This window comes from Paenilisteria portnoyi (assembly GCF_014322795.1).
GTDB lineage: Bacteria > Bacillota > Bacilli > Lactobacillales > Listeriaceae > Listeria_A > Listeria_A portnoyi.
On the sequence record NZ_JAASTT010000025.1, the window covers coordinates 1 to 26417 of the forward strand.

Below are 26417 nucleotides of genomic sequence, written 5' to 3' on the forward strand. Positions count from 1 at the left end.
AATATAAGGACGAACGAAGTGAGAAGTTAATCCATGCACTAAACGAAGTGACTTACAGTACCAATATAAGGACGAACAAAGTGAGAAGTTAATCCATATTGTTAGGGTTCGTGCTGTACTTTATTTGACAGGAATCGCGTTGAATGATGTAGCTGTATTTGATTCTATCGTGGTGATTTTGCAGAAATATCGAGAACTGGAAGAAACCGTCGCAGCTCGGGAGGCGTTTGATTGCGCATTAGAGGAATTAGTTGGGTAATTTTCTACCAACTAAGGTTGAAGTAGTCCGAAAATTATGCTAAAATCGTGTATAGGAACGGAGGAGTTTGATGAAAAACACTAATTCATTTTTCAGAAAAAAGAAATTTCATTTGGAAACGAGTGGAGAGCATCATTTGAACAAGACGCTCGGAGCATTTGATTTAACGATGCTAGGCGTTGGGGCTGTGGTTGGGGCAGGTATATTTATTTTACCAGGACAAATTGCATCAGTTACTGCAGGACCAGGAATCATTATTTCATTTATTATTGCAGGATTAGCTTGTTGTTTGGCTGCACTTTGCTATTCGGAATTTGCTTCTAAATTACCGATTGCGGGTAGTGCGTATACATATAGTTACCATGTGTTCGGCGAGGGAATCGCATGGATATTAGGATGGTCGCTACTACTAGAATACGGACTTGCGGTGGCAGCTGTTGCAAGCGGTTGGGCGGCGTATGTGAAAAGCTTGCTGGCCGGATTTAGTCTTCATATTCCAACAGCCATATCAGGTTCTTACAATCCAGATAAAGGTACTTATTTTGATTTCTTGGCATTCATTATCATCATTGTTATTGGTATTTTACTGAGTTTAGGAATTAAAGAATCTACGCGTGTCAATAACATCATGGTACTTATCAAGGTTGCCGTGGTTGTCCTATTTATTGTCGTAGGTGTTTTCTATGTAAAACCGGATAATTGGACACCGTTCTTGCCGTTCGGATTTAGCGGTGTGATCACGGGAGCATCGATGGTATTCTTTGCTTATATCGGTTTCGATGCGGTTTCGACGGCATCGGAGGAAGTGAAGAATCCACAACGCAATATGCCAATCGGGATTATTTCTTCACTCGCGATCTGTACGATATTGTACATTTTGCTATCAGGTGTTTTGACAGGAATCGTACCTTACGCTGATTTAGAAGGGATTAGTGCTCCTGTAGCATTTGCACTTCAAGCTATTGGACAAAATTGGTTCGCAGGTCTCTTATCACTTGGCGCAATTGTTGGTATGACAACGGTTATCCTTGTTATGTCTTACGGCGGAACACGTTTGCTATTCGCAATGGGACGTGACGGATTGTTGCCAGCAAGTTTTTCTAAATTAGGAAAACGTAATACGCCAGTTCGGAACACACTTATTTTTGCGATTGCAATGGGCCTTGTGTCTGGTGTGGTACCATTGGCGCAACTGGCGGAACTAATTAACATCGGAACATTGTTCGCGTTCGCGATGGTTTCACTAGGAATTTTCTTCTTGCGTAAAAATAAAGATTTACCGACAACCGGTTTCAAAACACCATTATATCCATTTGTACCAGCGTTATCATTCCTATTGTGTGTGTACTTGATCTTGAATCTTTCTGCAATTACTTGGATTTCTTTCGCGATCTGGTTCGTAGTTGGATTGGCAGTGTACTTTGTTTATGGAAAACGGCACTCTAATTTGAACGCTTAGTAGGAAAACCCTTGAAAAAGGGTTTTTTCTTATGCTAGGGCTTTTTAGTTTTCTTTAGATTTGCTATAATACTCCTTGGAAGATACTAACATGAGAGGAAGTATCCTATGCCACATTACGAACAAGTTCGGCATGCGATATCTGCTAGAAAACATACTTTAGAGAGCATCATAGATGGAATTAGGAGTAGAAAAAACGGGATTCAAGATGAAAACCACGAAGCAGAGGAAAAAATGATACATAGGCTCAATCAAATGAAAGCGGAAGCCAAAGACATGATTTCTCACTGTGAGCAGACCGAGAATGCTTTGCGGAGGGAGATATGATATGTCAACACAAATCGATATAGACACAGCTTGGGTTTTGAAACAATTAAAAAAGGGCGAACAAGCAGTATCAGGTTTTAAAGCCGAAGCCACAAAGATTCAACACACCGTGGACAAATTAAATAAGCAAGTTTCTCCGGCTTTTATGACACGTTATATGGAGGTGAAAGAGGGATTAGTGACAGAAATAAAAGCGGATCAATTGACGAAATTAAAACAGGCTTTTGTGGATAGCCAACTGGCGGTACATGCATTTATCAAAACGGATGCAAAGCTAGGAGGCGAGGGCTAATGGATTTCAAGCTAAACATGGGAGAATTGGAAGATGTATTGACATCGCTCCATAAAATGAAAGCCAGCTTAAAAACGTTAGACCGTGTATTAGTCAACATACAAAATGCCATCGCTCAACAACAAGGGAAATTAGCCGAAGCGTTGACAATGGAATTTGGCGCTCATCGAGACGATATTTCTCGGCAACAAGGAACGGTGACAAAACTGTTTACGTATTTAGAAAACTATGTGAATGATTTGAAAGACATTGATAGTCCGACTTATCGCAATCAAGATATGCTAATTGATGCGCGTGGCCTTCAAAAGGCGGCTGAAATGCAAGGATACGCTTTAGATGATGCCAAAAGTGAAGTATTCAGGGTGCCACAGCCAAGCATCAATCGTATACCAGATGATCCAGACGAACTTTGGGTCATGCGGCATAACCAAGGATTGATGGAAGATTTAGATGACTATTTAAGGCAAAAGTTAACGCAATTACAGCAAAATGAAGGCGAAGCGATGCATCGGATTAGCCAAGATATGCGACGGCTCATGGAAATGGATCACGCACACGCCTCTAAAATAGAGGAAGATTACCGCCAATATGATCGAAATAAAGTACGACAAATCGGTGCTTCGACGAGAGATTCTATTTTCGGATTTGGAAAAAGGGCGATAGAAAGTTTGAAACATCCGGAGAAACAACTTGAAAGTATCGCCATGTTGATGAAAAATTTAAAAAGTGATCCATCAGGAACAATGGGAATGTTTTGGGACGGTATCGTATCTAGCTATTTAGAGCCCTATAAAAAGGGCGATGCCTATGGATTGGCCAGCACTACTATATTTTTGACTAGTATGTTCGGAATTACGAAAGGAATTAATGATTTCAGCAAGATAAAAAACGTGAAAGAAGTCAGTGCCAGCTCTGAGGTTAATGTGTTAGATGAGGAAGTTAGGGCAGTTTTAAAGACCTTCACGCCAAAGAAAATCGTTTTAGAAAATGGTGAAATAGCATATGAATCCAAATGGGGAGTCCTTGTTCGCTCACCTAAGTACCTAGATGAGTCAGGGGAAATAAAATGGCCAGAAGCAAACGGATTTATGGTTGATAAAGCTGGAAAAGCGATTACAATAAATGCTGATTTGAAGGCGGGACAAATTATTGATAGGTACGGAGATTCTGGGGGTACATTTGTGAGTCCAATGAAAAACGGTAAGCCGTTAGATTATGATACCAGAGGCCTGCCGTATCCAGAGAGTGTGAAACCGTATTATAAATATGAAGTGATAGAGAATATTAATTTAAAAAATGTACAAAATGCATACAATAAACTTGATGATTCTCTGAAAACTAAACTAGATGTAGACATGGAACAATATGCATTTACGCTTGAAGATATAGCGAACCCTCAAGCTGGGAAAGTTGCAGAAGTTTTTGGTGCTGGTGGTGGCACACAAATTAAATTTGGCACCGCTGTTCACTGGTATGAGAAACTGGGATTATTGAAGGAGGTAAAATAAATTGAAAAACAATAAGATAGAGGACAGAACTTTGCTAGAAGAAGATATAAAATTACTAGGATATGAACAGATGAGGTATTCAATATTTGCTGGTGAGGATGTTAATAGGCAAGAGTACCAAGTTAGAATAGAGTGTGTCCAAGATGGCTTTGAGGTCTACACAACAAGAGATAGAGCATCTGTTACGGGCAAGTACTCATTTGAAAATTTTGAGGATGCGAGGAATAAATTTATAAGGTTATTAAAACTAATGGTTCTATCAAACCAAGAATCTGTAGAAGAGGGAGAACGACCAGTGTATTCATCACCTTTATGGGATAAATAGGAGGATGGAGCGCCGCCGAGGATATGAGCTTAAACATTGAGCAGCAAGTATTTGTTAAGCTATAAGGATAATGGCTAACAGATGAAAGCGATGGGAGTGTAAAATAAACTGTGTAAATAATGAATCCTAGGTTCATTATTTACACAGTTTTTCGTGCGCCCAGCATGCGCAAATGCTAGGTGGTGAAAGTCCACTACAGGCTTGGCAGTAGGAACTCTATTTCTTAATTACACACTTTTCTTGACAAACCCAAAGCGATTGAATGACTTGGAACTAGTCGCTCAATCGCTTTTTTCATATCTTATCGAACGAACTATGATACAAATCCTCAGCCCAGTCACACCATGCGAGTTCCTGCGTACAAAGATCATCACGGCGTTTTACAATTAAATAGCGGCCAAATGAATTGCGCCATTCTTCTTTTCGTGTCGGGTCATTTTGCAATGTTTCCAGTTCCTCGAGCTTCGGTTTATTAATCGCAGCTCTTTTTTTGTAGTGTCTGCGGCGGTCGTTGAAAAGTTGGGCGACAGTGCTTTTTTCCATTAGCGCGATGACGTAAATTTTGGCTAGGAATTCATCGCGGCTAATTGGCTCGGCGGTTTCTTCTAGTACCCATTTGCTGACGGCCTGCACGCCTTTTTCTGTTAAGGAATAGATTTTCTTCGTGGTATCAGGATCAGCCTCAAAGCGGACATAGCCTTCTGTTTCCATTTTACCGAGGACTGTGTAGATTTGGCTGTGATGCGCTTGCCAGAATAATTCCATATATTGTTTTAATTCGTAGCCCGTGCAGGATTTGCGGGCGAGCATGCATAGCAGAACGTAACTTAATGTATTCAATTCGAACCCCTCCAACGCAACGTTTATTCGTTTAGTATACCATATCCTATTCTGAAATTTAATGTAAAAATAGACATGTCAATATTGACATGATAGTCTAATTAGGAGTATACTTTAAAACAGGTTAATAATCAAACAGGAGTGGTAAACGTGGTAGAAGGAAAAGTTGCATTAAAAAAAGAAGATGGCGTTTTGAAAAGCCTGCTGCACCAGCCTAAATCGGCGTTAGCGGTAGCTTTTTCATGTGTGGTCGCCTTTATGGGAATCGGACTTGTCGATCCTATCTTAAAATCAATTTCGGAGCAGCTACATGCGACGCCGGCACAAACATCGTTATTATTTACGAGTTATATGTTGGTAACGGGTATTGTGATGCTGTTTACTGGATTTATATCGAGCCGAATCGGAGCTAAAAAGACATTGCTTATCGGGCTTGTCATTATTATTATTTTCGCAGGTCTTGGCGGATTATCGCAGTCAGTTGGGCAATTAGTCGGACTCCGGGCTGGTTGGGGACTCGGGAATGCACTCTTTATTTCGACGGCTCTGGCAACGATTATTGCAGTTAGTTCGGGCGCGACGGAAAAAGCGATTATCATGTATGAAGCGGCGATGGGACTTGGTATGTCAGTCGGTCCGCTCGTTGGTGGGTTGCTTGGGAGCATCACGTGGCGCGCGCCATTTTTCGGTGTAGCGACTTTAATGGCGATTGGATTTGTGTCGATTATCATGTTGCTCGATCCAATACCAAAGCCAAAAGTGAAATCAAAATTCTGGGATTCGCTTCGAGCTTTGCGTCACAAAGGCTTACTTGTCACAGGTTTAACAGCGCTATTTTATAATTTTGGATTCTTTACGTTGCTCGCGTATTCGCCATTTTTGATGGTTGGATATAGCGCGATTCAAGTTGGATTAGTATTCTTCGGCTGGGGTCTAATGCTCGCCATTTCCTCAGTTTTTGTGGCGCCGCGATTGGAAGAAATGTGGGGGACAAAATTGGTGATGATTGGCGCGCTGGCATTTTTTGCGATTGTCTTAGTCGTGATGGGAGTTGGCGCGAATGATAGTACGGTCATTTCCGTCTGTATCGTGATTGCAGGATTTTTCCAAGGGATTAATAATACATTGATTACGTCGGCGGTGATGGTCGTTTCTCCGGTGGAACGTGCGACGGCTTCCTCGGCTTACAGCTTTATTCGGTTTACGGGTGGTGCGATTGCGCCTTGGTTGGCTGGAAGTTTGGCCGTTTGGTTCAACCCGCACGTGACGTTTTATGTCGCAGGATTTGCCGTACTGATCGGCATTATTATTTTGCTTGCAGGAAGAAAAGCGTTGAGCGCACTTGATTAATGGAGGGATTAGGATGAAATTAGCAGTATTAATTGCAGACGATCAACTATCTAAAAAAATCGTGACAAAAACGGTGGCGTTGTGTCAGGAGTTTGCAGAGGCGCCAGAAATCACGCTGATTCATGTCGTGAATGACAAAGCGATTGCGGAGGATGTGGAAGTTGGCGTGGATGTATCGGAAAGTTTAGAGGTAGATGCACAGAAAATGCTTGCGGAAAAAGGCGCGATGTTTGGTGAGGCAGGACTGGTTTATAAAACGGCAATCTTGAGCGGTTTTCCTGCAAAAGAAGTGACGAAATATGCAGGCGAAGTAGGACTGGATATGCTGGTTATGGGGCATCATGATTTGTCGATTGTTCAGAAAATGACGATCGGTAGCGTCGCGAAAAAAATCGTCCAGCATGCAGAATGTCCAGTATTATTGATTAAATAAATAGAAGCTAGTAGGAAGCTCACGTATTACCATCGTGATTTTCCTACTAGCTTTTTTATTTGTATGCTTCTAAAAAACGTAACGCTTGTTTATAGGCCGGCAAGCCGTCGTCGATGTTGGCATCAAAATCATGTTCTAAATTCTGCACGGTGAAAAGCTCATTTTGGAAAGTAGTCTGTGCTATTTTTTCAGCTTCGGTGTACGGCACGTCTTTGTCAGTTGTGCTGTGCGCAATGAATACAGGCGGTAAAAAGCTGAAATCGCGCATGTCTTCGAGGGAAAATGCATCGATATCGGCATCTTGATGCGGACCGAAAACTTCATCCAACCACCGCCCAGTTTGGCGGCAATATATGTACAAGGCGTAGCGCTTTTCGATGAATCCTTCTGCGAGTTCCGTTTTGCCCGTTAAAGCGGTTTTTAAATCGGTTGGAATCGTTGGTAGTTTGGCATAATGCGGATTCGGATTTTTATACCAGGAACCGCCAAGTGAGGCATAGCCATAGAAGGACAACACGGCGTCGGCAGTTGGTAGCGTCGCATCGGCTGCGGCTTGTAGGGCAAGGTAAGCGCCAGCGGAACGCCCAAATAGGATAAACGCGCTTGCAACACCAAACTCCGCGCGGGCATTGGCTTCAAACCAGAAAATGGCATCTTGCACGTCTTCGTAAATCTCGGGAAGCTTTGTTTCTGGCGCCAACCGATAATCGACCGCGAAAAAATGATACCCAGCTTCGAGAAAAAGGTTGCGGTACGTTTCTGGAAGATCATTGCGAAGTCCCCAAATGAGACCGCCACCATGAAAATAAATAATCGTTTTAGCTGCATCAGGACGCGGACTTGGATAGAAATCTCCTTTTAGCGCCAAGCCATTTTTTTCGGCAAAAATAATTGTTTGCAATTGGGTCATCTCCTTTGTTATTGTTCAAAGACAGCATACACTAGATTTCCCGTGAGCTCAACGATTTATGATTGGACGTGTGAAATCTGTATAATCACTATCAACAATTTAGCCCCCTCAATTAGTCACAATGAACAAAAGGCGAACAAGGTTTTTATCGCTTTTAAACGATGCAATCAGAACATGAAACGCTTACACTTTAAAGAGTAGAGAGCAAGAAGGATAAATCAGATGAAGGGTGGACTTTTAACGATGGACAAAATTTTTCAAGATGTAGCGGACAATGTGGCTTGGCTTTCAGGGATTGGTGCGGATCCAACTGGGGGAACGACGCGGTTGCTTTACTCGGATTATTGGGTGGAGGCGCAGCAGGGCGTGAAGAAAAAAATGGACGATGCGGGTTTTACGACGTATTTTGATGATATCGGCAATCTTTTTGGTCGCGTGGAAGGGTCTACATACAAGGATGAGACGATTATGTCGGGTTCTCATATTGATACGGTGGTCAACGGCGGGAAATTGGACGGACAGTTCGGTGTCTTAGCTGCGTACCTGGCGATTAAATATTTGAAGGAAAAACATGGCCAACCGCTGCGGAATTTGGAAGTTATTTCGATGGCGGAAGAAGAAGGAAGCCGCTTTCCGTATGTTTTCTGGGGAAGCAAGAACTTCTTTGGACTTGCGAATAAGGATGAAATGGCGGATGTTGCCGATTTTGAAGGTGTGAAATTCGTGGATGCAATGCGTGGCGCTGGTTTTGATTTCCGCGATGAAACGAAGCCGCTGCGTGACGATATTAAGGCGTTCGTTGAGATTCATATCGAGCAAGGTAAAGTGTTGGAAAACGAAGGCAAAGCGGTTGCGGTGGTGAACAGTATCGCTGGCCAACGACGCTACACAATTGTGCTAAATGGCGAATCAAATCATGCAGGGACAACGCCGATGAGCTATCGGAAAGACACGGTTTATGCGTTTAGTAAAATCGTGACGCAATCGATTGATAAAGCGAAAAAAATTGGCGATCCACTCGTGCTTACTTTCGGAAAAGTAGAGCCGAAGCCAAATACGGTGAATGTGGTTCCTGGTGAGACGCTATTCACGATGGATTGTCGCCATACGGATGAGGCAGAATTGCACAGCTTCACGGCAGAAATTGAGCAAGATATGAAAACAATTTGTGCGGAAATGGGCATCGATATCTCGATTGATTTATGGATGGACGAAGCGCCAGTGCCGATGGATCCACATATCGTGTCCGTATTAGAAGGCGTTTGTAAAAAAGAAGGACTGAATTACCGCGTGATGCATAGTGGTGCGGGTCATGATTCTCAAATTTTTGCACCACGTGTACCAACAGCGATGTTCTTCGTGCCAAGTATCGGCGGTATTAGCCACAACCCGGCAGAGGATACAAAAACGGAAGACTTGGTTGAAGGTGTGAAAGCATTGACTGAGGCATTATACGAATTAGCATATAAATAAACAAGGAGTGAATCAAAAATGGAAAATGAAACGGCAACGATGAAAAAGGGGCTCCAGTATTGGCAGCAAATTATTATTATTTTATGTTTAGGTTGGGTAGTTATCTGGATTTACCGCAGTGTCTTGACACCGATTTTTCCAGAAATTCAGCAAACGATTGGCCAGCATTCTGATGCGCAAATGGGCTTAATCGCTAGTTTTTACTTTTTTGCTTACACGGGGATGCAGATTCCAGCGGGGATTTTAGTCGATAAATTTGGGAAGAAAGTTGTTCTGATTCCTGGTTTCTCGCTATTCGCCATCGCAGCACTTGTGATTGGTACTGCGCAAAGCTTAGAAATGATTTATCTTGGTAGTTTACTTGCCGGACTTGGTTGTGGATCTTACTACGGCGCGGCTTACTCGTTGTCATCGGAGAATATTCCGCCAGAAAAACGTGGTCTGTCAACGGCTATCATCAATAGTGGTTCTGCGCTCGGTATGGGTATTGGCTTGATTGCTTCGAGTTTACTTGTAAAATCTGTCGGTATGAACTGGCAAATCATGCTTTTCATTATCGCTGGTTTGATTGTTGTGATGATCTTTGTTTTTGCGAGTGTCATTAAAAGTTCGCCAAAAGTAGATCGTACGGCAATGGTTAAAGAGAAAGCTGCGCCAAAAGAGAAAGCGCCGATCAAAAACTTGTTTACAGGTCGGATGATTGCGTCGTACATCCTTTATTTTGCAACGTGTTACGGGTACTACATGGTCGTGACATGGTTGCCATCATTTTTACAACAAGAACGTGGATTTGAGGGCGTGGCAATTGGATTTTCAGCTGCACTTGTCGCTTTTTCCGCGATTCCAGGGGCATTATTTTTCAGTAGAATGTCAGATAAATTCAGCACAAAAAAAGTTCGCTTCATCGTTAGTCTGACGGTTGCTGCGGCTTTAATGTTAATGCTTACAGTGTTGGCACCAACATCAGGCATCTTGCTAGTCGGCTTGATCTTATACGGCTTGCTAGGAAAGCTTGCAGTAGAGCCAATTCTAATCTCTTACGTGGCAGATAGCGCACCGAAAAAAGGCTACGGAACATCGTTTGGTGTGTTCAACTTCTTCGGAATGAGTTCATCCGTTATCGCACCATTTTTGACAGGCGTTATCTCCGACTCGACGGGATCAAAAGTAATGGGCTTCTATATTTCGGCGATTATCCTAGTTATCGGGGCAATTGTATTTTTGATTGCGAATATTAAGAGCAAGAAAATAGCATGATTTGAATAGGGAATCAGTGTTTTCGAGCGCTGATTCCAATTATAATTTGGAAAAGAGAGGTTTTTTAAGATGGGTTACAGAAATAAGAATACGGGTTATGTGAGTGATATTCTCGCTTCGAGATCGGTGATAAAGCGTGGCAACTACGCGATTATTCCGCCGAATGGTTTGGTGAATAATTCGATTCCGGGCTTTGAGAACTGTGAATTGTCGATTTTAGCAACGCCGAAATTGGGTGCTTCTTTCGTTGATTATATTATCACGTTGCTGGATGGCGGCCAAAATAAGGCTGGTTTCGGCGCACCTGGCGTGGAGACTTTCTTCTATTGTTTAGAGGGGAAAATCACGGTTTGGGCAGACGACGCGAAACATACACTTGAGGCTGGTGGCTATATTTATTGCCCAGCAGGTGTGATTTTGAAATTTGAAAATGATAATGGTGGCGCAACTAGTGAGGCGTTCCTTTATAAGAAGAAATATGAAGCGGTCGAAGGTTACGAAACGCATATCATCGTTGACAACGTAGCGAACCTTGAAAAAATTGCGTATGAAGGCATGGAAGATGTCATTTTGCAAAACTTATTGCCAGCGGATCTTGGTTTTGATATGAATTTCCACATTTTGAGCTTTGAACCTGGTGCTTGTCATGGCTATATTGAAACGCATTATCAAGAGCATGGCGCGTATATGTTGTCTGGCGAAGGTGTATATAATTTGGACAACGAATGGGTGCCAGTTAAAAAAGGTGATTATTTATTCATGGGTGCGTATGTGCCACAAGCGACGTATGCGGTAGGACGCGGCGAAGCATTCAGTTATTTGTATTCGAAAGACTGTAATCGCGATCCACAATTATGAGAAGGTAGGGAATTGGTGTGAAAGAGCCACAAATGATTCGAGTAAGGAAACATGATTTACATGATTTAATTCAAAAAAAATTAGAAGCAGCCGGGCTTTCGGAGGAGCATGCGGATGGTGTGGCGGAATCGCTTGCATTTGCTGACGCGCGTGGTATTCACTCACATGGTGCGGTTCGCGTGGATTATTATGCGGAACGAATTGCTAAAGGTGGCACGACACTTGCACCGAATTTCAGGTTTAACAAAACGGGACCGAGTTCGGGAGTTTTTGAGGCGGATAATGGTGTCGGACATGTGGCGGCACGCAAGGCGATGGATGAAGCGATTAGTTTGGCGCAGGAAACGGGTGTCGGGATTGTCGGCGTGCATGAAATGGGACACAGTGGTGCGCTCGCTTACTTTGTGAAACAGGCGGCGGATAAGGATATGGTTGCGATTTCTGTTTGTCAGTCGGACCCGATGGTGGTGCCGTTTGGTGGCGCTGAGCCTTATTTTGGAACAAATCCGATTGCGTTTGCAGCACCTCGTATGGACGGGGAGCCAGTTATTTTTGACATGGCGACGACAGTTCAAGCATGGGGTAAAATTTTAGATGCGCGTTCTAAGGGTGCAGATATTCCGCCAACGTGGGCTGTGGATGCGAATGGTGAACCAACGACGGACCCACATCAAGTGAATGCATTGCTTCCAGTTGCAGGACCAAAAGGATATGGCTTGATGATGATGGTCGATATTTTATCGGGAATTTTGCTAGGATTGCCATTCGGAAAACGGGTGTCTTCGATGTATACGGACTTGACGAAAGGGCGTAACTTGGGGCAATTGCATATCGTGATTAACCCGGCTTTCTTCACGTCTTTGAAGGAGTTTAAGCAAAATATTGCACAAATGGTCGATGAATTGCACGCAACGAAAGCGGCTCCTGGATTTAGTCAAGTGCTGTATCCAGGCGAGTTAGCGGAGATTGTAGAAACGGATTATGCGGATGCAGGAATTCCGATTGTGAAAGATGTGTATGATTATTTGATTAGCGATACGGTTCATTATGATCAGTACGATCACGCGGGGTTATTCGCGGAGCAAGACTAGAAGGAGGTAGACAGAATGCGAGTTTCAAAGGAAGATTTGCACCAGCTGATTCAAACAAAAATAGAGCGGGCTGGTTTGACGGAAGAACATGCCGATATTGTTGCTGATGTGTTGGCGTTTGCGGATGCGCGCGGGATTCATTCGCATGGTGCGGTTCGTGTCGAGTATTATTCGGAGCGGATTGCTAAAGGTGGTATTACGAATCGACCGGATTTTCGGTTTGAGCAGACGGGACCGACGAGTGGGATTTTCCACGGGGATAATGGTTCTGGGCACGTGGCGGCGAAACGGGCGATGGAAGAGGCAATCCGGATTGCTGGCAAAAATGGTGTCGCGGTTGTGGGCGTGAAAAACATGTCGCATAGTGGCGCACTGGCTTATTTTGTGGAACAAGCGGCGAGTTGTGATTTTGTAGCGCTTTCTGTTTGTCAGTCGGACCCTATGGTGGTGCCATTTGGTGGTGCGGAAGATTATTTCGGGACGAATCCGATTGCGTTTGCAGCACCGACCGATGATGGGAGAATGTTGACGTTTGACATGGCGACGACGGTTCAAGCTTGGGGCAAGGTGCTTCATGCGAGATCGCGTGGGGAATCGATTCCACCGACTTGGGCGGTAGACGCGGACGGGGTGCCAACGACGGATCCTGCGAAGGTCAACGCATTATTGCCAATCGCTGGGCCAAAAGGGTACGGCTTGATGATGATGGTGGACGTGTTGTCAGGAATTTTGTTGGGACTACCATTCGGGAAGCATGTGAGCTCGATGTACGCGGATCTTTCGAAAGGGCGCGATTTGGGGCAACTGCATATCGTGATTAATCCGGCGTTCTTTACGGATATTGAGGCGTTTAAGGCGAATATGTCGGAAGTTTTGGATGAGGTATCGGCTGTTGCTCCTGCGCCGGGCGTGGATCGGGTTTATTATCCTGGGGAGCGTGGACGGTTGCGTGAGAAGGCTTACGAGGAACAGGGCATCGAAATCGTGGATGATATTTATGAGTATTTGATTTCAGATGCGATTCATTTTGATAACTATGATGGAAAAAATAAATTTGCGGAATAAGGAGAGGTGAGCACGATGTTACACACGATTATTAAGGGAAATGCGTATCAGGATTCGGTTGTTTTGATGCTACTTACGAATAAGGTTTCGACGATTGATGGGGTAAACCGAGTATCAATTATGATGGGAACGCCTGCGAATAAAGATATTTTCGGAACATCGGGTTTGCGCACGGAAGAATTGGAAGCAGCGTCGGCGAACGATATGGCGATTGTTGTGGACACAGAAGATGCTTCTAAAATTGATGAAATTTTGGCGGAAGTGGATGCATTTTTAGCAAGTCAAGCGACAAAGGAAAGTAGCAACACGACGGAAACGGCGCGGACGTGGGACAAGGCGATGAAATTAGATTCGGATGCGAACATGGCATTGATCTCGATTCCAGGTACATACGCGGCGGCGGAAGCGGATCGGGCATTGGATGAAGGTTTGCACGCGTTTATTTTTAGCGATAATATGCCGATTGAAGAAGAGCTACGATTGAAGCAGAAAGCGCATGACAAGGGACTTCTTGTGATGGGACCAGATTGCGGGACAGGAATTGTGAATGGCGTTCCGATGGCGTTTACAAACGTCGTGAAGCCTGGAAACATCGGTATTGTCGGCGCATCTGGAACGGGAATTCAAGAAGTTTCAACGATTATTGACCGTCTTGGTGGCGGCGTAACGAATGCGATTGGAACGGGTGGTCGTGACTTATCTGAAACAGTTGGCGGAATCACGATGTTGGATGCGATCGCAGCACTTGAAAAGCAAGCAGACACAGACGTGATTGTCGTGATTTCGAAGCCACCTGCAAAAGCGATTCGCGATAAAGTTTTGGCATTATTACGCACGATTACGAAACCAGCCGTGACAATTTTTCTAGGTGAAAAACCGACATATCATGAGGCAAATTTATATCATGCTTACACGCTCGAAGAAACGGCGCGCATTGCGATCGCACTTGCAAAAGGAGAAGCGGTGACGGCTGTAGAAAGCAAAATCGTGAAACCTGAAATCGGCCTAACTCCGGAACAAAAACACATCAAAGGTTACTATTCTGGTGGAACGTTAGCATCGGAAGCGGCAATGCTGATTGCGGACGCCTTACAGTTAAAAGAAGGCCTTATTAAGCAAGACGGTTATATTTTGAAAACAGAAGGACATGAGGTTATCGATCTTGGGGATGACATTTACACGCAAGGAAAACCACATCCAATGATCGACCCTGAAAAACGGATTGCGTTCATTGAAGATGCGGCGAATGATCCGGAAACAGCGGTTATTTTGCTTGACGTAGTACTTGGTTATGGCTCTCACGAAGACATGGCGGGGCAACTCGCGCCAGCAATCAAAGACGTGATCGCCAAAGCAAAAGCGGCCGGACGCGAATTGGCTGTTATTGGAACGGTTTGTGGGACACTTCAAGATCCGCAAGACTACAATGAACAGCGCCAAACGTTGGAAGCTGCTGGTGTTATCGTGAAAGACAGCAATAATGAAGCGGTTAGAACGGGACTCGCGCTCGTTGGTCGTACGGTGGAAGAGGCTGATAAAGCGATTCAAGAAGTCGCAGCAGGAGTCGAAGCGCCAATTTTAGAAGCATCTGACGCAATGTTAGATTTATTGGCAAAACAACCACGTGTTATTAACGTTGGACTAAAAAGTTTTGCTGAAGCGATTACCGAAACTGGTGGACGCGTGGTGCAATTTGACTGGCGCCCAGTGGCTGGGGGGAATCCTGAGCTACAAAAAGTACTACAATTCCTAAATAGTTACCGTGCTGAAACGGCGGACGTGAAATAAATTTTTGAAGGAGGAAAAACAATGACAAATTACCAGACAATCGATGAGGCAAACCGAGCAGTGGCGGACAAAATCGTCGCTTCGGCACCATTTTTACTGGACGTCGTGCCTGCTAAATCTGTGATCGCCGAGTTAAACGAAGGGCGTGTGTTACTTCACGCGGGCCCACCAATCAAATGGGAAAACATGACGAGCCCGATGCAAGGTTCGTGTGTTGGTGCCGCATTATTTGAAGAATGGGTGGACAATGAAGACGACGCGCGAGCAATGCTTGATCGTGGAGATGTGACGTTTATTCCGTGCCATCACGTGGACGCAGTTGGACCAATGGGCGGTATTACATCGGCGAATATGCCTGTTGTTGTTGTAGAAAATCGCACAGACGGCAATCGCGCTTACTGTACGATGAATGAAGGCATTGGAGCTGTGCTACGTTTTGGCGCCTATTCCGAAGAAGTTGTGAATCGTTTGCGTTGGATGCGTGACGTACTTGGCCCAGTGCTTAGCAAAGCGCTACAAACGCTCGACGAAGGTATGAATTTAAACGTTATTGTCGCAAAAGCAATCGCGATGGGAGACGAGTTCCACCAACGTAATATCGCGGCTTCCCTCGTATTTTTGAAAGAAGTGAGCCCGATTATTGTGAGTCTAGATATCGACGAAAAAGAACGTCAAGAAGTCATCAAGTTCCTAGCAGACACTGACCAATTTTTCCTAAATATCATGATGGCTTCCGCAAAAGCTGTGATGGACGGCGCGCGGATGATTGAAGAAGGTACAATTGTAACGGCGATGTGTCGTAACGGAGAAAACTTTGGAATTCGCATCAGCGGCATGGGAGACGAGTGGTTTACAGCTCCCGTCAACACACCACAAGGCCTTTATTTCACAGGCTATTCCGGCGAAGATGCAAACCCAGATATCGGGGACAGCGCAATTACAGAAACATTTGGCGTTGGCGGCATGGCAATGATCGCAGCACCAGCCGTGACTCGTTTTGTCGGTACAGGCGGATTTGGCGACGCGCTGAAAATAAGTAATGAAATGCTTGAAATCGTAATCGACCAAAATCCGAATTTCACCGTTCCAACTTGGGATTTCCAAGGAATTTGTCTCGGCATTGACGCGCGTAAAGTGGTCGAAACCGGCATTACACCAGTCATCAACACCGGAATCGCCCATAAAAAAGCAGGAATCGGCCAAATCGGCGCTGGAACCGTAAATCCACCAGTTGCCTGTTTTGAAAAAGCAATCACAGCCTACGCAGAAAAATTAGGCTTAACCGTATAAATAGGAGGTGAAAAAGGATGCTGATTATCGAAGCACAGCGTATGGCTAAAAATGTCGCGAATTTGCTAGTTGAGCGTGAAACATGGCGCGTTCACAGTGTTTTCACAAACGGTTTCAACTTGGAAAACAAAGACGAACGTATTTTCATTGGTACCGCTAAAAACGGCCAATTACCATTCGCGATTCAGCTAACAATGAGTGATGTGACCAAGCTTATCGCTGCCATCCAAGTCAATCAAACCATTCAATACGAAGGCGGCATCCTTTTTCATCAACAATTCCAACTCACGCTCACTGGTGCCACCCAATACACCAGCAAACGTGAAAAAACCGAAATCCAGCCGAATCCAAGCTTTTTGCCCCATATAGTCCAAAGCGAGAGGCAGACGGGGCTCGGTGTTTCCATCCAAGAATGGCTCACACAACCCGAAGCTAGCAATCTCGCGAAAGCAATAAATAGCACGGATTCAGCGTTTATCGAACAAACTTTGCGTTATTTCATAGGTCGCGGCAGTGGTTTGACGCCATCTGGAGACGATATCTTGCTCGGTATTTTGCTCGTGGGACAGGAAAGCACGCCTTTTAAAGAAATACTTACAACATTAATCCAGACCGAGTTATTGACCACAGATATCAGCCAAACCTACTTAAAATACGCATTACAAGACCAATTTAGCGACACATTACTTGCCCTTTACAAAGCGTTCCAGACAGGCGCAGAAACGAAGGACATCATCGAACAAGTTTATCAAAATGGACATACGTCGGGAATAGACACGATAGCAGGTGTCGCACTCGCAATAAAGGAGGAATTTTCAATGGGAAAACGCGTAGTTATCGCGCTTGGCGGCAATGCAATCTTGCAACCGAACCAAGAAGCAACATTTGAAAACCAATTAAAAAACGTGGAAGACAGCTGCGCCAAAATCGCGGAAATCACAGAAGCAGGGCACAAAGTCATCGTCACACACGGAAATGGCCCGCAAGTCGGTAATATTTTACGTCAAAATGAAGAAGCAAAAGAATACGTTCCAGCGCTCCCAATCGACGCATGTAGCGCAGAATCACAAGGTTTTATCGGCTACATGATGGAACAATCACTAAAAAACGAACTCGCACGCAAAAAAATACCAACTAATGTCATCACGCTTTTAACACAAACCGAAGTTAGCGCGAGCGATCCCGCGTTCCAAAGCCCGACGAAACCAATCGGTGTTTTCTATACACGCGAAGAAGCCGTTGAACTTGCTGCGGAAAAAGGCTGGGAAATGGCAGAAGACGCAGGTCGAGGATACCGCCGCGTTGTTCCATCCCCACAACCACAAAAAATCCACGGCGTCGAAGCAATTAAGCAACTCGTGGCTACGGATACCGTCGTTATTTCGACAGGCGGAGGCGGAATCCCCGTCGTACAAAACGAAGAAGGCGATCTAAAAGGCGTCGAAGCAGTCATCGATAAAGACCGTTCCGCGTTACGCCTATCCGAGCAAGTCGAAGCCGACGTTTTCATGATTCTAACCGATGTGACAAACGTATACTTACATTTCGGCGAACCAAATCAACAAAAACTAGAAGGCGTTCCAGTCAAGGAAGCGAAGCAATATATGACAGAAGGCCATTTCGCAGACGGCAGCATGGGTCCAAAAATGGAAGCAGCGATAGCCTTTGCCGAATCTGGAAAAGAAGCTATCATTTGCTCACTAGACGCTGCAGTGGAAGCATTAGCAGGACGCGCAGGCACACGTATTCTGCCTGAAAAAAGTACGGTAAACGCTTAAAATAGGAATAGGTTGACGAAAATAGAAAATACGTATCAAAAATCTGAAATTAGATTTTTGATACGTATTTTTTTCGCCTAGGATACTTCTCTATATAGCTTTCGCAGCAGAAGTCTTATTTTTATTATTCAATGCCTTCGTCTCATTTTTCACTAAGGCTTCTTCAATCTCCTCTAGCGTATAGCCTCGCGTCTCGAATACAAAGCTTCTAACAAAGAATACCGCAGCGACGCAAACCAGTCCGAAAATGATAAACAGTGTCACATTTCCAATCGTTTCTTCTAAAACCGGAAAACTAACAGAAACAGTCCAGTTAGCTACCCAGTTCACCAACGACGCGATACCAACAGCTAAACCACGAATTTGCAATGGGAAGATTTCACCAATCATAACCCACATCACCGGTCCCCACGTCGCACAAAAACTTGAAATATAAGTAGCTAGGAAAATAAACGTGAACAGATGGAATCCTGATTTGTCCGCTTCTAAATGGAACGCAGCAGACAAAGCAAAGAACGAAACTCCCATCGCTAACGCCCCAACCATCAGAACTTTTCTCCGATCAAACCGATCCATCAACGACACGGCTACTGCAGTTACAATAACATAAAAAATACCTAGAAAAATTTGCGTCTGAATCGCCGAAGTAGCATCTGTCCCACCACTCATTAAAATACGCGGCGCATAATAAAAGACCGTATTACAACCCATCCACTGCTGCAAAATAGCCAAACCAAAAGCCGCAATCACGGATGGACGCACCCATTTTGAAAAGACATCTTTCAAACGACCTTTTTCGATATGGCTCTGCTCCTCAATTTCCAGAATTTCCGCTTCTGCCTCCGACTTGCTTCGAATGTTGAGTAAGATCGCTTCCGCTTCTGCTCGTTTGCCGACTTTCACCAAGTAACGTGGCGATTCCGGTAATAAAATTCCACCAATAAACAGAATAAGTGCTGGAACCGCAGCAAAACCTAGCATCAATTCCCAGCCAATCGGTGAATCACGCCAAACATAATTCGCAATGTAAGCGAGCGACATACCAATCATAATCATCAACTGATTCAAAGAAGACAAGCTTCCACGCTGATTCGCTGGCGCCAATTCGGCCAAATACATTGGAACAAGCGCACTAGCCCCACCAACCGCTATTCCTAAGAACATCCGCGAAATAATTAAGGCCGTGACATCAGGCGACAAGGCACTACCCAAAGCACCCACAAAGAAAATAAAAGCCGTCAAAATAACCATTTTCTTACGGCCATATCTATCAGACAACGGTGAAATTAAGACCGCCCCGACAACCGCCCCAATCAAAATACAACTAACGACAAATCCAATCTCGCCATTACTTAATTGAAGCTCATCCTGAATAAAGATTTGTGCTCCAGCAATGACACCTGTATCATAACCAAATAATAATCCTCCTAAAGCGCCGAAAAAGTAAATTAAATTCTTTGATAGTCTCATAAAATATCCCCCATTTTTAGTAGTATAAACAATGATTGCGTTATTCGAGTCCTCCTTTGATGATACAAATTTTTATATTGCTTCCGCTTTCAATTTCCCTTATAGTAGAAATATTGAGGAGGGAAGGAACATGACAAATGAATTCGAACTGATTGAGCATAGTAAAGTACAAGACATTCACGTTTTTTTGATCGAAATGCATTATCGCAGCACGCATTTACATATGGACATGGAAGTGGTATATCTACTCAGCGGTTCGTTAAATATTGTGACAAATAACAATAAAATTTCACTGGAAAAAGGAGACTTTATTGTTCTGAATTCCTGTCAAATGCACGAATTACATTCAAAAAATTCTGCGTTATTATTAATTTTTCAATTTTCTCCCAAAATTTTCGAAGCTTTTTTTCCTCAAATCAATGAAGTTTATTTCGACACAACGCCGATTGCTTTAGAAGCTTCTCAAACTGGTCGACGTTTGCTTAAGAATATAGTAGCAGCGAGCCAAGCTTATTTTAAAGAAGACGAACATTTTTCGTTGCTGTGTCATGGTTTTTCCTCCATTATTATGTTCGATTTAATGAAGCTAGTCCCTCACAAACAAATGAAGGAAGAAAAGAAAGATCAGCTGTTATTAAAGCTTGAAAGAATCAAGAGAATAAGCGATTACATTTCCAAAAACTATCAAGAAAAACTCCTACTTTCTGATATCGCAAAAAAAGAAGCGCTCTCATTTACTTATTTATCTCACTTTTTTCATGAAAACTTTGGTGTAACGTTCCAAGAATATGTTAATCTGCTCCGATGTGAAAAGGCAAAATATTTATTAATTCACACAGAAAGTACACTCTTAACCATTTGTGGTATTTGCGGTTTTTCCGATTTGCGCTATTTAAATAGTGCCTTTACACGCTTTTACGGTGTAGGCCCCAAATCTTTTCGAAAGCAAAATCAAAATGGCCAAAACCAAGTGAACACGTTGAAACAAGATGTAACGAATAAACAATATGTGTTCTCCAAAAATCAAAGCTTGGAGAAAATCAATCAGCTATTCCTGTTGTAGTTTTAATTATCTTTAAAACTACAATGTTGCGTTTATTTAAATAGCAGTGATTCCTCGCAAATTAAAGTTAGCGCTTACTTAACCGCTATAAACTGTATTTTATCATTTTTATTTTACCTTTTCATACATGATTTTATCCTCATTAATAGACTATCTTGCTATTTTGGATAAATAGGAATAAAGTAGCTGAAAAAATAGCCTGATTTTCTATTTGAGAAGATTAGCAATGAAGACCGTATTATTATGTTATGTATGTTTAACCAACAAATACAATGGGAATGGTAGTCTAGATTCATATTTTTTAGCAAATGTTTCAGTTTTGTGAAAAAAATATGAAAAAAAGTTTCAAAGGTGTAAAATTTATTATTTTCAAAGCGGTTATTTCGTGCTACAATGGTAAAGTTGTGGAGTTATGAAAACTGATTAATTGGAGATGAAGAATTTGGACTCAGAAAATAGTACATTAATGCAGAAAGTCGATTACAGCACACGAAAGAAGATTGATCTTGTACACAATAGCGTTATCCGCTATATTTTCCGTGCCATCCTAGCTTGTTTATTTTTAACATTGGGAACGGCAGTGGCGGTTATGATTGGCGACAAGGTAGATCACTTTGCGCACGGACTGGGTAAAATTGTTTATGCATTCATGTTCAGCTGGTCACTTGTAATGATTATTTATATGAACGCCGAGCTTGGTACAAGTAACATGATGTACATGACAACAGGCGTCTACCAAAAAATTATTAAACCCGGTAAAGCTTTAGGTATCTTATTACTTTGTGTATTTTGTAATTTAATCGGGGGTATTCTTGCAGGTTATTTGATGTCACTCACATCGGCTTTTCATGCGTTACCAGCCGACCATTTCTTGTTCACAGCCGTGACAGGAAAATTGGAAAAAGAACCATTACAGATTTTTATTGAAGCGATTTTCGCGAATATTGTTGTGAACACAGCGGTTATTTGTACGATGCGGATGAAAGACGATGCAGGAAAAGTTTTCGCGATGGTCTTCATTATTTTCATTTTTGCATTCCTAGGCTTCGAGCATGTTATCGCTAACTTCTCGTCATTCTCACTGGCATTCTTTGCCTCAGGCGGTCACTTAGACGCAATGACATGGAGCAGCGTAACAACAAACCTTTCCTTGGCGTTTCTCGGTAACTACGTCGGTGGTGGCCTCGTTATTGGACTTGGCTATGCATGGCTCAATAAGACGAAATCGATTTATAAAGATTAAAAAAATGCGGATAAGCAGTTTCGGAGTTTTCTCCAGACTGTTTATCCGTATTTTTATGCTATGAGAAGAAATATATATCTAAAAAAGGTATACTGTAAGCGTAGAAAACTATCTTGAAAGGGGAAGAAACATGGATTACAAAATAGTAGAACATGAAAAATTTCAAGTTGTAGGCGTCAAAAAAGTTTTTTCATTCGACGCAGGGCAGAATTTAGTGGAGATTCCGAAATTTTGGGGAGAAGTGTTGTCGGACGGTACGATGGAACGTTTGGAAGAACTGAAAAATGGGGCGGTTTCACGTTATATGGGGATTTGCAATGTTTCCAAGGAACAAGCGCCAAAAAAAGAAATGGACTACTGGATTGCAGTGGACTATGACGGAGAAACGCCAGTTGGGACGGAAAAACTAGAAGTACCAGCGCTTCAATGGGCGGTATTTCAATCCGTAGGTGCGATGCCAGATGCCATTCAACAAACATGGCAGAAAATCTATGCTGAATGGCTTCCAACAAGCGGATACGAGCATGCGGCAGGCCCTGAAATTGAAGTTTACGGTCCTGGCGATAATCGAGCGGCTAATTATGAATGCGAAGTTTGGATACCGGTTCAGAAAAAATAAGTGCGCCACGGCGCACTTATTTTTTCAATTCAATTCGCGAATGTTGCGTCAAAAAAGTACTAATCAGCGGATGAAATTTCTCTACCTCGACCAAAAAGGCATCATGTCCATAGTCCGAATCCACCTCATAATAGGTCACCGGAACATCCCATTCCTTCAAAAGCTCGTAATCCCGACGCAAATCATGAATCCGGAACAGCTGATCACTCGTCACGCCGACCAATAAATACGGAATCTGAATCCTCGCAAAAAGCGGTTTTTCATCACAACCATTCACTGTCACATCAAATAAATCAATCGCTTTCGTCAAATACAGATAACTATTTGCATCAAACCGCTCCACAAACGAATCGCCTTGATATTGCAAATACGACTCGACTTGGAAATGCTCCTTCGAAAAAGCACCGGGAGAAGAATCAGCCACTGTAAACCGCTCAAACCGCTTCGAAAACAGCTCACTCGTGCGATACGTCATCATCCCAACCATCCGCGCTGTCGCAAGCCCACCCTCAGGCTGCCCAATATAATCCCCACCATTAAAATCAGGATCATTCAAAATGGCCATCCGCATAATCAGATTATACCCAATCGCCTCAGGACTTGCCGCAAGAGGGGAGGCCAAATTAATCACGCTCCCCGTTATTTCTGGGTAATCAATTGCCCACTGCGTTGCCTGCATACCTCCCATTGAGCCACCAATCACCGACACCACATGCACGACACCGAGCGCATCCAGCAATGCTTTTTGCACTTTAATAATATCCCTAATCGTAAACCCAGGAAAATGCAATCGGTATTCCTCGCCAGTCCGCGCATCCACCGAAGAAGGTCCAGTCGTCCCACTACAACCACCAAAAACATTCGTACAAACAATGAAATAATCAGCCGGATCAATCGTTTTTCCTGCCCCAATAAAATCATCCCACCAACCAGCCACATCCTCTTCAAAATGCTTTGCCGCGTGAGCCGTTCCAGTCAATGCATGTTCCAACAAAATACAATTATCCTTTGCTAAAGAAAGCTCACCATACGTCTCAAAACCAACCACAATCGGTCCAATCGTTTCCCCATTTTCCAACTTCAACGGTATTTCCTTAAAAAGTTCCATCTGCTTAAGCGTCCCCATACCATTCACCCATTCTCTCTATTTTATAGTAAGTTTCATCAAAACAAAAAACCTCCACCAGCAAGCGCCCAATAAGCGTCACTAGAAAAGGTTGAACGACCAACGATTTTGTAGTCAATAGCTTATCTTCACAAAGAATTGCTGGAATTAGCACCGTGATTAAAAACATCCGGTTGCTAAGGTTTCAAAGGGCCAGTCCCTCCACCTTTCTTGATAAGAAGCGTATTAAATTGGTTCTATCATACAATTAGTTAACCACTTTTGTCAAGAAAAGTAGACAGATTTTTCTAAAGAATGGTATCTAATTTAAATTATGAACTTTTTCAGCTTATTTCTCGAAATTAATGCTTCAAAGGTTGTAAAAAACAACAAAATAGCGCATACATTCGTGATGAGAGGCCTAATTGTGACTAAAGACAAAATTCATAAAATATTACTCAATACAATTAGTGTTTTAATAATGTAAAATAGGGTAAAATAAGCAACAGAGCCTAAAAATTCTAATCATAAAAAAAGGAAGTGTTACATATCATGAAAACATTCACACGTATATTGGTCTTGTTGGCTGGTATCGCAATGATCTGTTTAGGAATCTGGTTTGTGTTCCACCCAGGTATTTCTTTACTATCATTCACACTATTTATCGGAATCCTGATGCTAATCCTCGGGGTATTCCAAATCATTCAGTATTTCTCAAACCGCGGCGGACAAAAAGTCTCCGGCTGGATTTTAGCCGAGGGAATATTATCTGTCCTACTGGGAATCCTATTACTTGCCGATCAATTAGAAGGAACAGTTACACTCGTTCTTGTCTTCGGTATGTGGGTTCTGTTTGCAGGAATTATGCGTACAATCGGAGCCTTCGCTGCTAAAAATGAAGGTGTACAAGGTTGGGGTTGGATTTTAACACTTGGCATTCTAGGAATTATTCTAGGATTTATCTCGCTGTTCAACCCAATCGTAGCCGCAATCGGTATCGTTGTTATGGTCGGTACATTCTTCATCGTCCAAGGGATTAACTGTATTGCAACATTCTTCTTTGTTGGCAAATTAAAATAACTAAATGATACAAAAAAAGCCTAGAAATCTAGTTACAGATTTCTAGGCTTTTTGCTTATATTATCCGCGTTTTCTAAGAAGCGCTACAGCAAGTCCAGAAACAAGGAATCCTGCGAATACCAAGCCAGCAGACCTATTGTCCCCTGTTTTTGGTAGTTCTTTAAGGTCTGTTGTTTTTGTTGGTGCAACAGGAGCCGCTTTAGCAGGAGTTTGCTTCACTACTTGTGTGATAGAAGGTTTCTTCGTTGTATAGCCAATGTCCACCTTGGAATGTGAACTCAGCTGAGTCACTAAATACCCCTGTATCCATGAGAACCAAAAAGAAGATTTTAAATGTATGTTGTTCACTACTAAATTACACGGACATCTATAGAATCGTCTTTCTTAACTTTTACATAGTAATTAGTTACAGTTTGTTGACCTGTCCATGTGTTCATGACAGTTTTAGTTTGTTTGACTTGGTACACTTTATAGCGGGCACGTAACTGTGCTTTGTAAGAAACATTTGCTTTACAATCCCATGAATTTTCAAATGAAGTAGTTTTTTGAGAATTTAATTTAAAACCAAGGACGCTCTCAACTTTTTTCACGCCTACTTTGATAGAACCAGAGAAAGATGTAGATACTTTCTTAGAGAACGTAAATTTCACTTTTCCTGGAGCCTTGGATGCTTTCCTAACACCCACTGTTTCCCATGCACCGTATTCCATACCTTTGTAAGTCTTAGAAGTTTTCCACATAACTGCTGCGCCAAAAGTTGTAATTTCGCCTGCAGTACCTTCATCGTCAAGTACTGCATCATCGCTCACACCCTCGGAGTCAATTACATCTGGAAAAATAGCTTGTGCGCCAATCGTTGTGATTTGGCTGTTATAGTAATCTAGCATGGTATCAATAGCTTTGCCTTTAGCATCCGATGTGGTTGTGGCATTTGCTGTAGGTGTTGTTAAAGCCGTTCCTGATAATATTAGAGATGCCACTAAAAGACTTATGATTCCTTTACTTAGTACTTTTTTTACCTTCATTCCCTTAAAACCTCCGATTTTTTCTATATATTTCTTATTACATTTACCATAGTATCGTGTTATAGTAATGATTACTAGATAAGGAGGAAAATAGATGTATAAAATTTTTAGTTTTATTATGTTCACAATCGGACTAGCAGGAATCTTCTTGTTGCAAGTGCTAAACATGACTTTTAAGACCTACACGCAGGGGCTTCTCCATTACGATTCAGAGAATTACAGTAATATCAATTATTTCGGGGCGCCTCTGATTATACCAATTGTATTCCTAATTATGTCACTTATTTTTGCTTACCTTAGCTTTAAAGAACGCCATAGGTAAGTAGAGAGTTATCCCCTGTCGTTAGACAGGGGATTTTATGTGCGCCTAGCATGTGCAAATGCTAGGTGGTGAAAGTCCACTACAGGCTTGGCAGTAGGAACTGTTAGCTCAAGGCAAGGGTGTCCATCGTGAGGTGAAATCTGAAGGAAGCCGGCGGCAAAATCCCGAGCTGACGAACAGAAACTGCA

27 protein-coding genes, 1 pseudogene and 1 riboswitch are annotated in these 26417 nt (G+C 42.9%); of the genes and pseudogenes, 22 read left to right on the forward strand and 6 right to left on the reverse strand.

What is annotated here, in order from left to right; translation table 11 throughout:
- Positions 1–124 precede the first annotated feature (124 nt).
- From HCJ66_RS16370 to HCJ66_RS14195, 6 genes are all read left to right on the forward strand, one after another.
- Positions 125–259, forward strand: coding sequence for a hypothetical protein (locus HCJ66_RS16370; protein ID WP_281384434.1), 135 nt, complete (start codon positions 125–127; stop codon positions 257–259).
- Positions 260–329: 70 nt separating this feature from the next.
- Positions 330–1718 carry a branched-chain amino acid transporter BcaP gene (gene bcaP / locus HCJ66_RS14175; protein WP_187133732.1) on the forward strand — a complete coding sequence of 463 codons (1389 nt, stop codon included), beginning with the start codon at positions 330–332 and terminating at the stop codon, positions 1716–1718.
- A 107-nt stretch (positions 1719–1825) separates the two neighbouring features.
- Entirely contained in the window at positions 1826–2044 is a 219-nt protein-coding gene (locus HCJ66_RS14180) for a hypothetical protein (RefSeq protein ID WP_187133733.1), read from the forward strand.
- A 1-nt stretch (position 2045) separates the two neighbouring features.
- On the forward strand, positions 2046–2336 hold the full coding sequence (locus tag HCJ66_RS14185) for a hypothetical protein (RefSeq protein WP_187133734.1): 291 nt from the start codon (positions 2046–2048) through the stop codon (positions 2334–2336).
- Positions 2336–3844, forward strand: coding sequence for a TNT domain-containing protein (locus HCJ66_RS16245; protein ID WP_246438707.1), 1509 nt, complete (start codon positions 2336–2338; stop codon positions 3842–3844). The genes HCJ66_RS14185 and HCJ66_RS16245 overlap by 1 nt, the downstream gene beginning before the upstream one ends.
- Before the next feature lies 1 nt (position 3845).
- Positions 3846–4169: an Imm59 family immunity protein gene (locus HCJ66_RS14195; RefSeq protein ID WP_181676309.1), complete on the forward strand. Its 324-nt coding sequence runs from the start codon at positions 3846–3848 to the stop codon at positions 4167–4169.
- Between the two features lie 294 nt (positions 4170–4463).
- Here the strand turns inward: HCJ66_RS14195 and HCJ66_RS14200 are convergent, their stop codons facing one another.
- A complete protein-coding gene (locus tag HCJ66_RS14200; protein ID WP_187133735.1) occupies positions 4464–5009 on the reverse strand; it encodes a PadR family transcriptional regulator in 546 nt (181 codons plus the stop codon).
- A 150-nt stretch (positions 5010–5159) separates the two neighbouring features.
- Here HCJ66_RS14200 and HCJ66_RS14205 point away from each other — a divergent pair, with 150 nt between their 5' ends.
- Both HCJ66_RS14205 and HCJ66_RS14210 read left to right on the forward strand, forming a co-directional pair.
- Positions 5160–6359, forward strand: coding sequence for an MFS transporter (locus tag HCJ66_RS14205; RefSeq protein WP_187133736.1), 1200 nt, complete (start codon positions 5160–5162; stop codon positions 6357–6359).
- Positions 6360–6372: 13 nt separating this feature from the next.
- The gene (locus tag HCJ66_RS14210) at positions 6373–6792 is read left to right on the forward strand and encodes a universal stress protein (protein ID WP_187133737.1); all 420 of its coding nucleotides are present in this window, start codon (positions 6373–6375) and stop codon (positions 6790–6792) included.
- A gap of 55 nt (positions 6793–6847) precedes the next feature.
- On the opposite strand, the gene HCJ66_RS14215 is transcribed toward HCJ66_RS14210, so the two are convergent.
- Positions 6848–7693, reverse strand: coding sequence for an alpha/beta hydrolase (locus HCJ66_RS14215; RefSeq protein WP_187133738.1), 846 nt, complete (start codon positions 7691–7693; stop codon positions 6848–6850).
- A 252-nt stretch (positions 7694–7945) separates the two neighbouring features.
- Between HCJ66_RS14215 and allC the strand changes: the two genes are divergently transcribed.
- The 9 genes and pseudogenes from allC to arcC all read left to right on the forward strand — a co-directional run bounded on the left by allC (position 7946) and on the right by arcC (position 18302).
- Entirely contained in the window at positions 7946–9175 is a 1230-nt protein-coding gene (gene allC, locus HCJ66_RS14220) for an allantoate deiminase (RefSeq protein ID WP_187133773.1), read from the forward strand.
- Positions 9176–9193: 18 nt separating this feature from the next.
- Positions 9194–10432, forward strand: a complete 1239-nt coding sequence (locus HCJ66_RS14225) for an MFS transporter (protein ID WP_187133739.1) — start codon at positions 9194–9196, stop codon at positions 10430–10432.
- Positions 10433–10501: 69 nt separating this feature from the next.
- Complete coding sequence (gene allE, locus HCJ66_RS14230) at positions 10502–11290, forward strand: (S)-ureidoglycine aminohydrolase (RefSeq protein WP_187133740.1); 789 nt, start codon at positions 10502–10504, stop codon at positions 11288–11290.
- Positions 11291–11325: 35 nt separating this feature from the next.
- The gene (gene allD, locus HCJ66_RS14235; protein WP_187133774.1) at positions 11326–12381 is read left to right on the forward strand and encodes an ureidoglycolate dehydrogenase; all 1056 of its coding nucleotides are present in this window, start codon (positions 11326–11328) and stop codon (positions 12379–12381) included.
- Between the two features lie 15 nt (positions 12382–12396).
- Positions 12397–13446 carry an ureidoglycolate dehydrogenase gene (gene allD, locus HCJ66_RS14240; RefSeq protein WP_187133741.1) on the forward strand — a complete coding sequence of 350 codons (1050 nt, stop codon included), beginning with the start codon at positions 12397–12399 and terminating at the stop codon, positions 13444–13446.
- A gap of 15 nt (positions 13447–13461) precedes the next feature.
- The gene (fdrA, locus tag HCJ66_RS14245) at positions 13462–15234 is read left to right on the forward strand and encodes an acyl-CoA synthetase FdrA (RefSeq protein WP_187133742.1); all 1773 of its coding nucleotides are present in this window, start codon (positions 13462–13464) and stop codon (positions 15232–15234) included.
- A 21-nt stretch (positions 15235–15255) separates the two neighbouring features.
- Complete coding sequence (locus tag HCJ66_RS14250; RefSeq protein WP_187133743.1) at positions 15256–16524, forward strand: YlbE family protein; 1269 nt, start codon at positions 15256–15258, stop codon at positions 16522–16524.
- 194 nt (positions 16525–16718) lie between these two features.
- A pseudogene (locus HCJ66_RS16250) lies at positions 16719–17312 on the forward strand (oxamate carbamoyltransferase subunit AllH family protein); the annotation flags it as partial.
- Between the two features lie 30 nt (positions 17313–17342).
- Positions 17343–18302 carry a carbamate kinase gene (arcC, locus tag HCJ66_RS16255; RefSeq protein WP_246438709.1) on the forward strand — a complete coding sequence of 320 codons (960 nt, stop codon included), beginning with the start codon at positions 17343–17345 and terminating at the stop codon, positions 18300–18302.
- A 90-nt stretch (positions 18303–18392) separates the two neighbouring features.
- Here the strand turns inward: arcC and HCJ66_RS14260 are convergent, their stop codons facing one another.
- On the reverse strand, positions 18393–19772 hold the full coding sequence (locus HCJ66_RS14260) for a sugar porter family MFS transporter (RefSeq protein ID WP_187133745.1): 1380 nt from the start codon (positions 19770–19772) through the stop codon (positions 18393–18395).
- A 130-nt stretch (positions 19773–19902) separates the two neighbouring features.
- Here HCJ66_RS14260 and HCJ66_RS14265 point away from each other — a divergent pair, with 130 nt between their 5' ends.
- From HCJ66_RS14265 to HCJ66_RS14275, 3 genes are all read left to right on the forward strand, one after another.
- The gene (locus HCJ66_RS14265) at positions 19903–20835 is read left to right on the forward strand and encodes a helix-turn-helix domain-containing protein (protein WP_187133746.1); all 933 of its coding nucleotides are present in this window, start codon (positions 19903–19905) and stop codon (positions 20833–20835) included.
- Between the two features lie 442 nt (positions 20836–21277).
- Positions 21278–22078 carry a formate/nitrite transporter family protein gene (locus HCJ66_RS14270; RefSeq protein ID WP_187133747.1) on the forward strand — a complete coding sequence of 267 codons (801 nt, stop codon included), beginning with the start codon at positions 21278–21280 and terminating at the stop codon, positions 22076–22078.
- A gap of 130 nt (positions 22079–22208) precedes the next feature.
- A complete protein-coding gene (locus tag HCJ66_RS14275) occupies positions 22209–22697 on the forward strand; it encodes a GyrI-like domain-containing protein (protein WP_187133748.1) in 489 nt (162 codons plus the stop codon).
- Between the two features lie 16 nt (positions 22698–22713).
- Here the strand turns inward: HCJ66_RS14275 and metX are convergent, their stop codons facing one another.
- Positions 22714–23823 (reverse strand): homoserine O-acetyltransferase MetX, encoded by a 1110-nt coding sequence (gene metX, locus HCJ66_RS14280; RefSeq protein ID WP_187133749.1) that lies wholly within the window; start codon positions 23821–23823, stop codon positions 22714–22716.
- A 119-nt stretch (positions 23824–23942) separates the two neighbouring features.
- A riboswitch (SAM riboswitch) is annotated at positions 23943–24043 on the reverse strand.
- A gap of 311 nt (positions 24044–24354) precedes the next feature.
- Here metX and HCJ66_RS14285 point away from each other — a divergent pair.
- A complete protein-coding gene (locus HCJ66_RS14285) occupies positions 24355–24882 on the forward strand; it encodes an HdeD family acid-resistance protein (RefSeq protein ID WP_181676294.1) in 528 nt (175 codons plus the stop codon).
- Positions 24883–24942: 60 nt separating this feature from the next.
- Here HCJ66_RS14285 and HCJ66_RS14290 read toward each other — a convergent pair whose 3' ends face one another.
- Together HCJ66_RS14290 and HCJ66_RS14295 are read right to left on the reverse strand one after the other, a co-directional pair.
- Positions 24943–25173: an LPXTG cell wall anchor domain-containing protein gene (locus HCJ66_RS14290; RefSeq protein WP_187133750.1), complete on the reverse strand. Its 231-nt coding sequence runs from the start codon at positions 25171–25173 to the stop codon at positions 24943–24945.
- Positions 25174–25232: 59 nt separating this feature from the next.
- A complete protein-coding gene (locus tag HCJ66_RS14295; protein WP_187133751.1) occupies positions 25233–25907 on the reverse strand; it encodes a hypothetical protein in 675 nt (224 codons plus the stop codon).
- 94 nt (positions 25908–26001) lie between these two features.
- On the opposite strand from HCJ66_RS14295, the gene HCJ66_RS14300 reads away from it, so the two are divergent.
- Positions 26002–26229, forward strand: coding sequence for a hypothetical protein (locus HCJ66_RS14300; protein WP_187133752.1), 228 nt, complete (start codon positions 26002–26004; stop codon positions 26227–26229).
- The last annotated feature ends 188 nt before the right edge of the window (positions 26230–26417 follow it).

Bases quoted from the DNA above. Each gene is read 5' to 3' on its own strand.
- HCJ66_RS16245 (WP_246438707.1), top strand. From the start codon at position 2,336: ATGGATTTCAAGCTAAACATGGGAGAATTGGAAGATGTATTGACATCG.
- HCJ66_RS14250 (WP_187133743.1), top strand. From the start codon at position 15,256: ATGACAAATTACCAGACAATCGATGAGGCAAACCGAGCAGTGGCGGAC.
- HCJ66_RS14300 (WP_187133752.1), top strand. From the start codon at position 26,002: ATGTATAAAATTTTTAGTTTTATTATGTTCACAATCGGACTAGCAGGA.
- allE (WP_187133740.1), top strand. From the start codon at position 10,502: ATGGGTTACAGAAATAAGAATACGGGTTATGTGAGTGATATTCTCGCT.
- HCJ66_RS14185 (WP_187133734.1), top strand. From the start codon at position 2,046: ATGTCAACACAAATCGATATAGACACAGCTTGGGTTTTGAAACAATTA.
- allC (WP_187133773.1), top strand. From the start codon at position 7,946: ATGGACAAAATTTTTCAAGATGTAGCGGACAATGTGGCTTGGCTTTCA.
- bcaP (WP_187133732.1), top strand. From the start codon at position 330: ATGAAAAACACTAATTCATTTTTCAGAAAAAAGAAATTTCATTTGGAA.
- HCJ66_RS14210 (WP_187133737.1), top strand. From the start codon at position 6,373: ATGAAATTAGCAGTATTAATTGCAGACGATCAACTATCTAAAAAAATC.
- HCJ66_RS14275 (WP_187133748.1), top strand. From the start codon at position 22,209: ATGGATTACAAAATAGTAGAACATGAAAAATTTCAAGTTGTAGGCGTC.
- HCJ66_RS14285 (WP_181676294.1), top strand. From the start codon at position 24,355: ATGAAAACATTCACACGTATATTGGTCTTGTTGGCTGGTATCGCAATG.
- metX (WP_187133749.1), bottom strand. From the start codon at position 23,823: ATGGGGACGCTTAAGCAGATGGAACTTTTTAAGGAAATACCGTTGAAG.
- arcC (WP_246438709.1), top strand. From the start codon at position 17,343: ATGGGAAAACGCGTAGTTATCGCGCTTGGCGGCAATGCAATCTTGCAA.
- HCJ66_RS14295 (WP_187133751.1), bottom strand. From the start codon at position 25,907: ATGAAGGTAAAAAAAGTACTAAGTAAAGGAATCATAAGTCTTTTAGTG.
- HCJ66_RS14225 (WP_187133739.1), top strand. From the start codon at position 9,194: ATGGAAAATGAAACGGCAACGATGAAAAAGGGGCTCCAGTATTGGCAG.
- allD (WP_187133741.1), top strand. From the start codon at position 12,397: ATGCGAGTTTCAAAGGAAGATTTGCACCAGCTGATTCAAACAAAAATA.
- HCJ66_RS14180 (WP_187133733.1), top strand. From the start codon at position 1,826: ATGCCACATTACGAACAAGTTCGGCATGCGATATCTGCTAGAAAACAT.
- fdrA (WP_187133742.1), top strand. From the start codon at position 13,462: ATGTTACACACGATTATTAAGGGAAATGCGTATCAGGATTCGGTTGTT.
- HCJ66_RS14265 (WP_187133746.1), top strand. From the start codon at position 19,903: ATGACAAATGAATTCGAACTGATTGAGCATAGTAAAGTACAAGACATT.
- HCJ66_RS14260 (WP_187133745.1), bottom strand. From the start codon at position 19,772: ATGAGACTATCAAAGAATTTAATTTACTTTTTCGGCGCTTTAGGAGGA.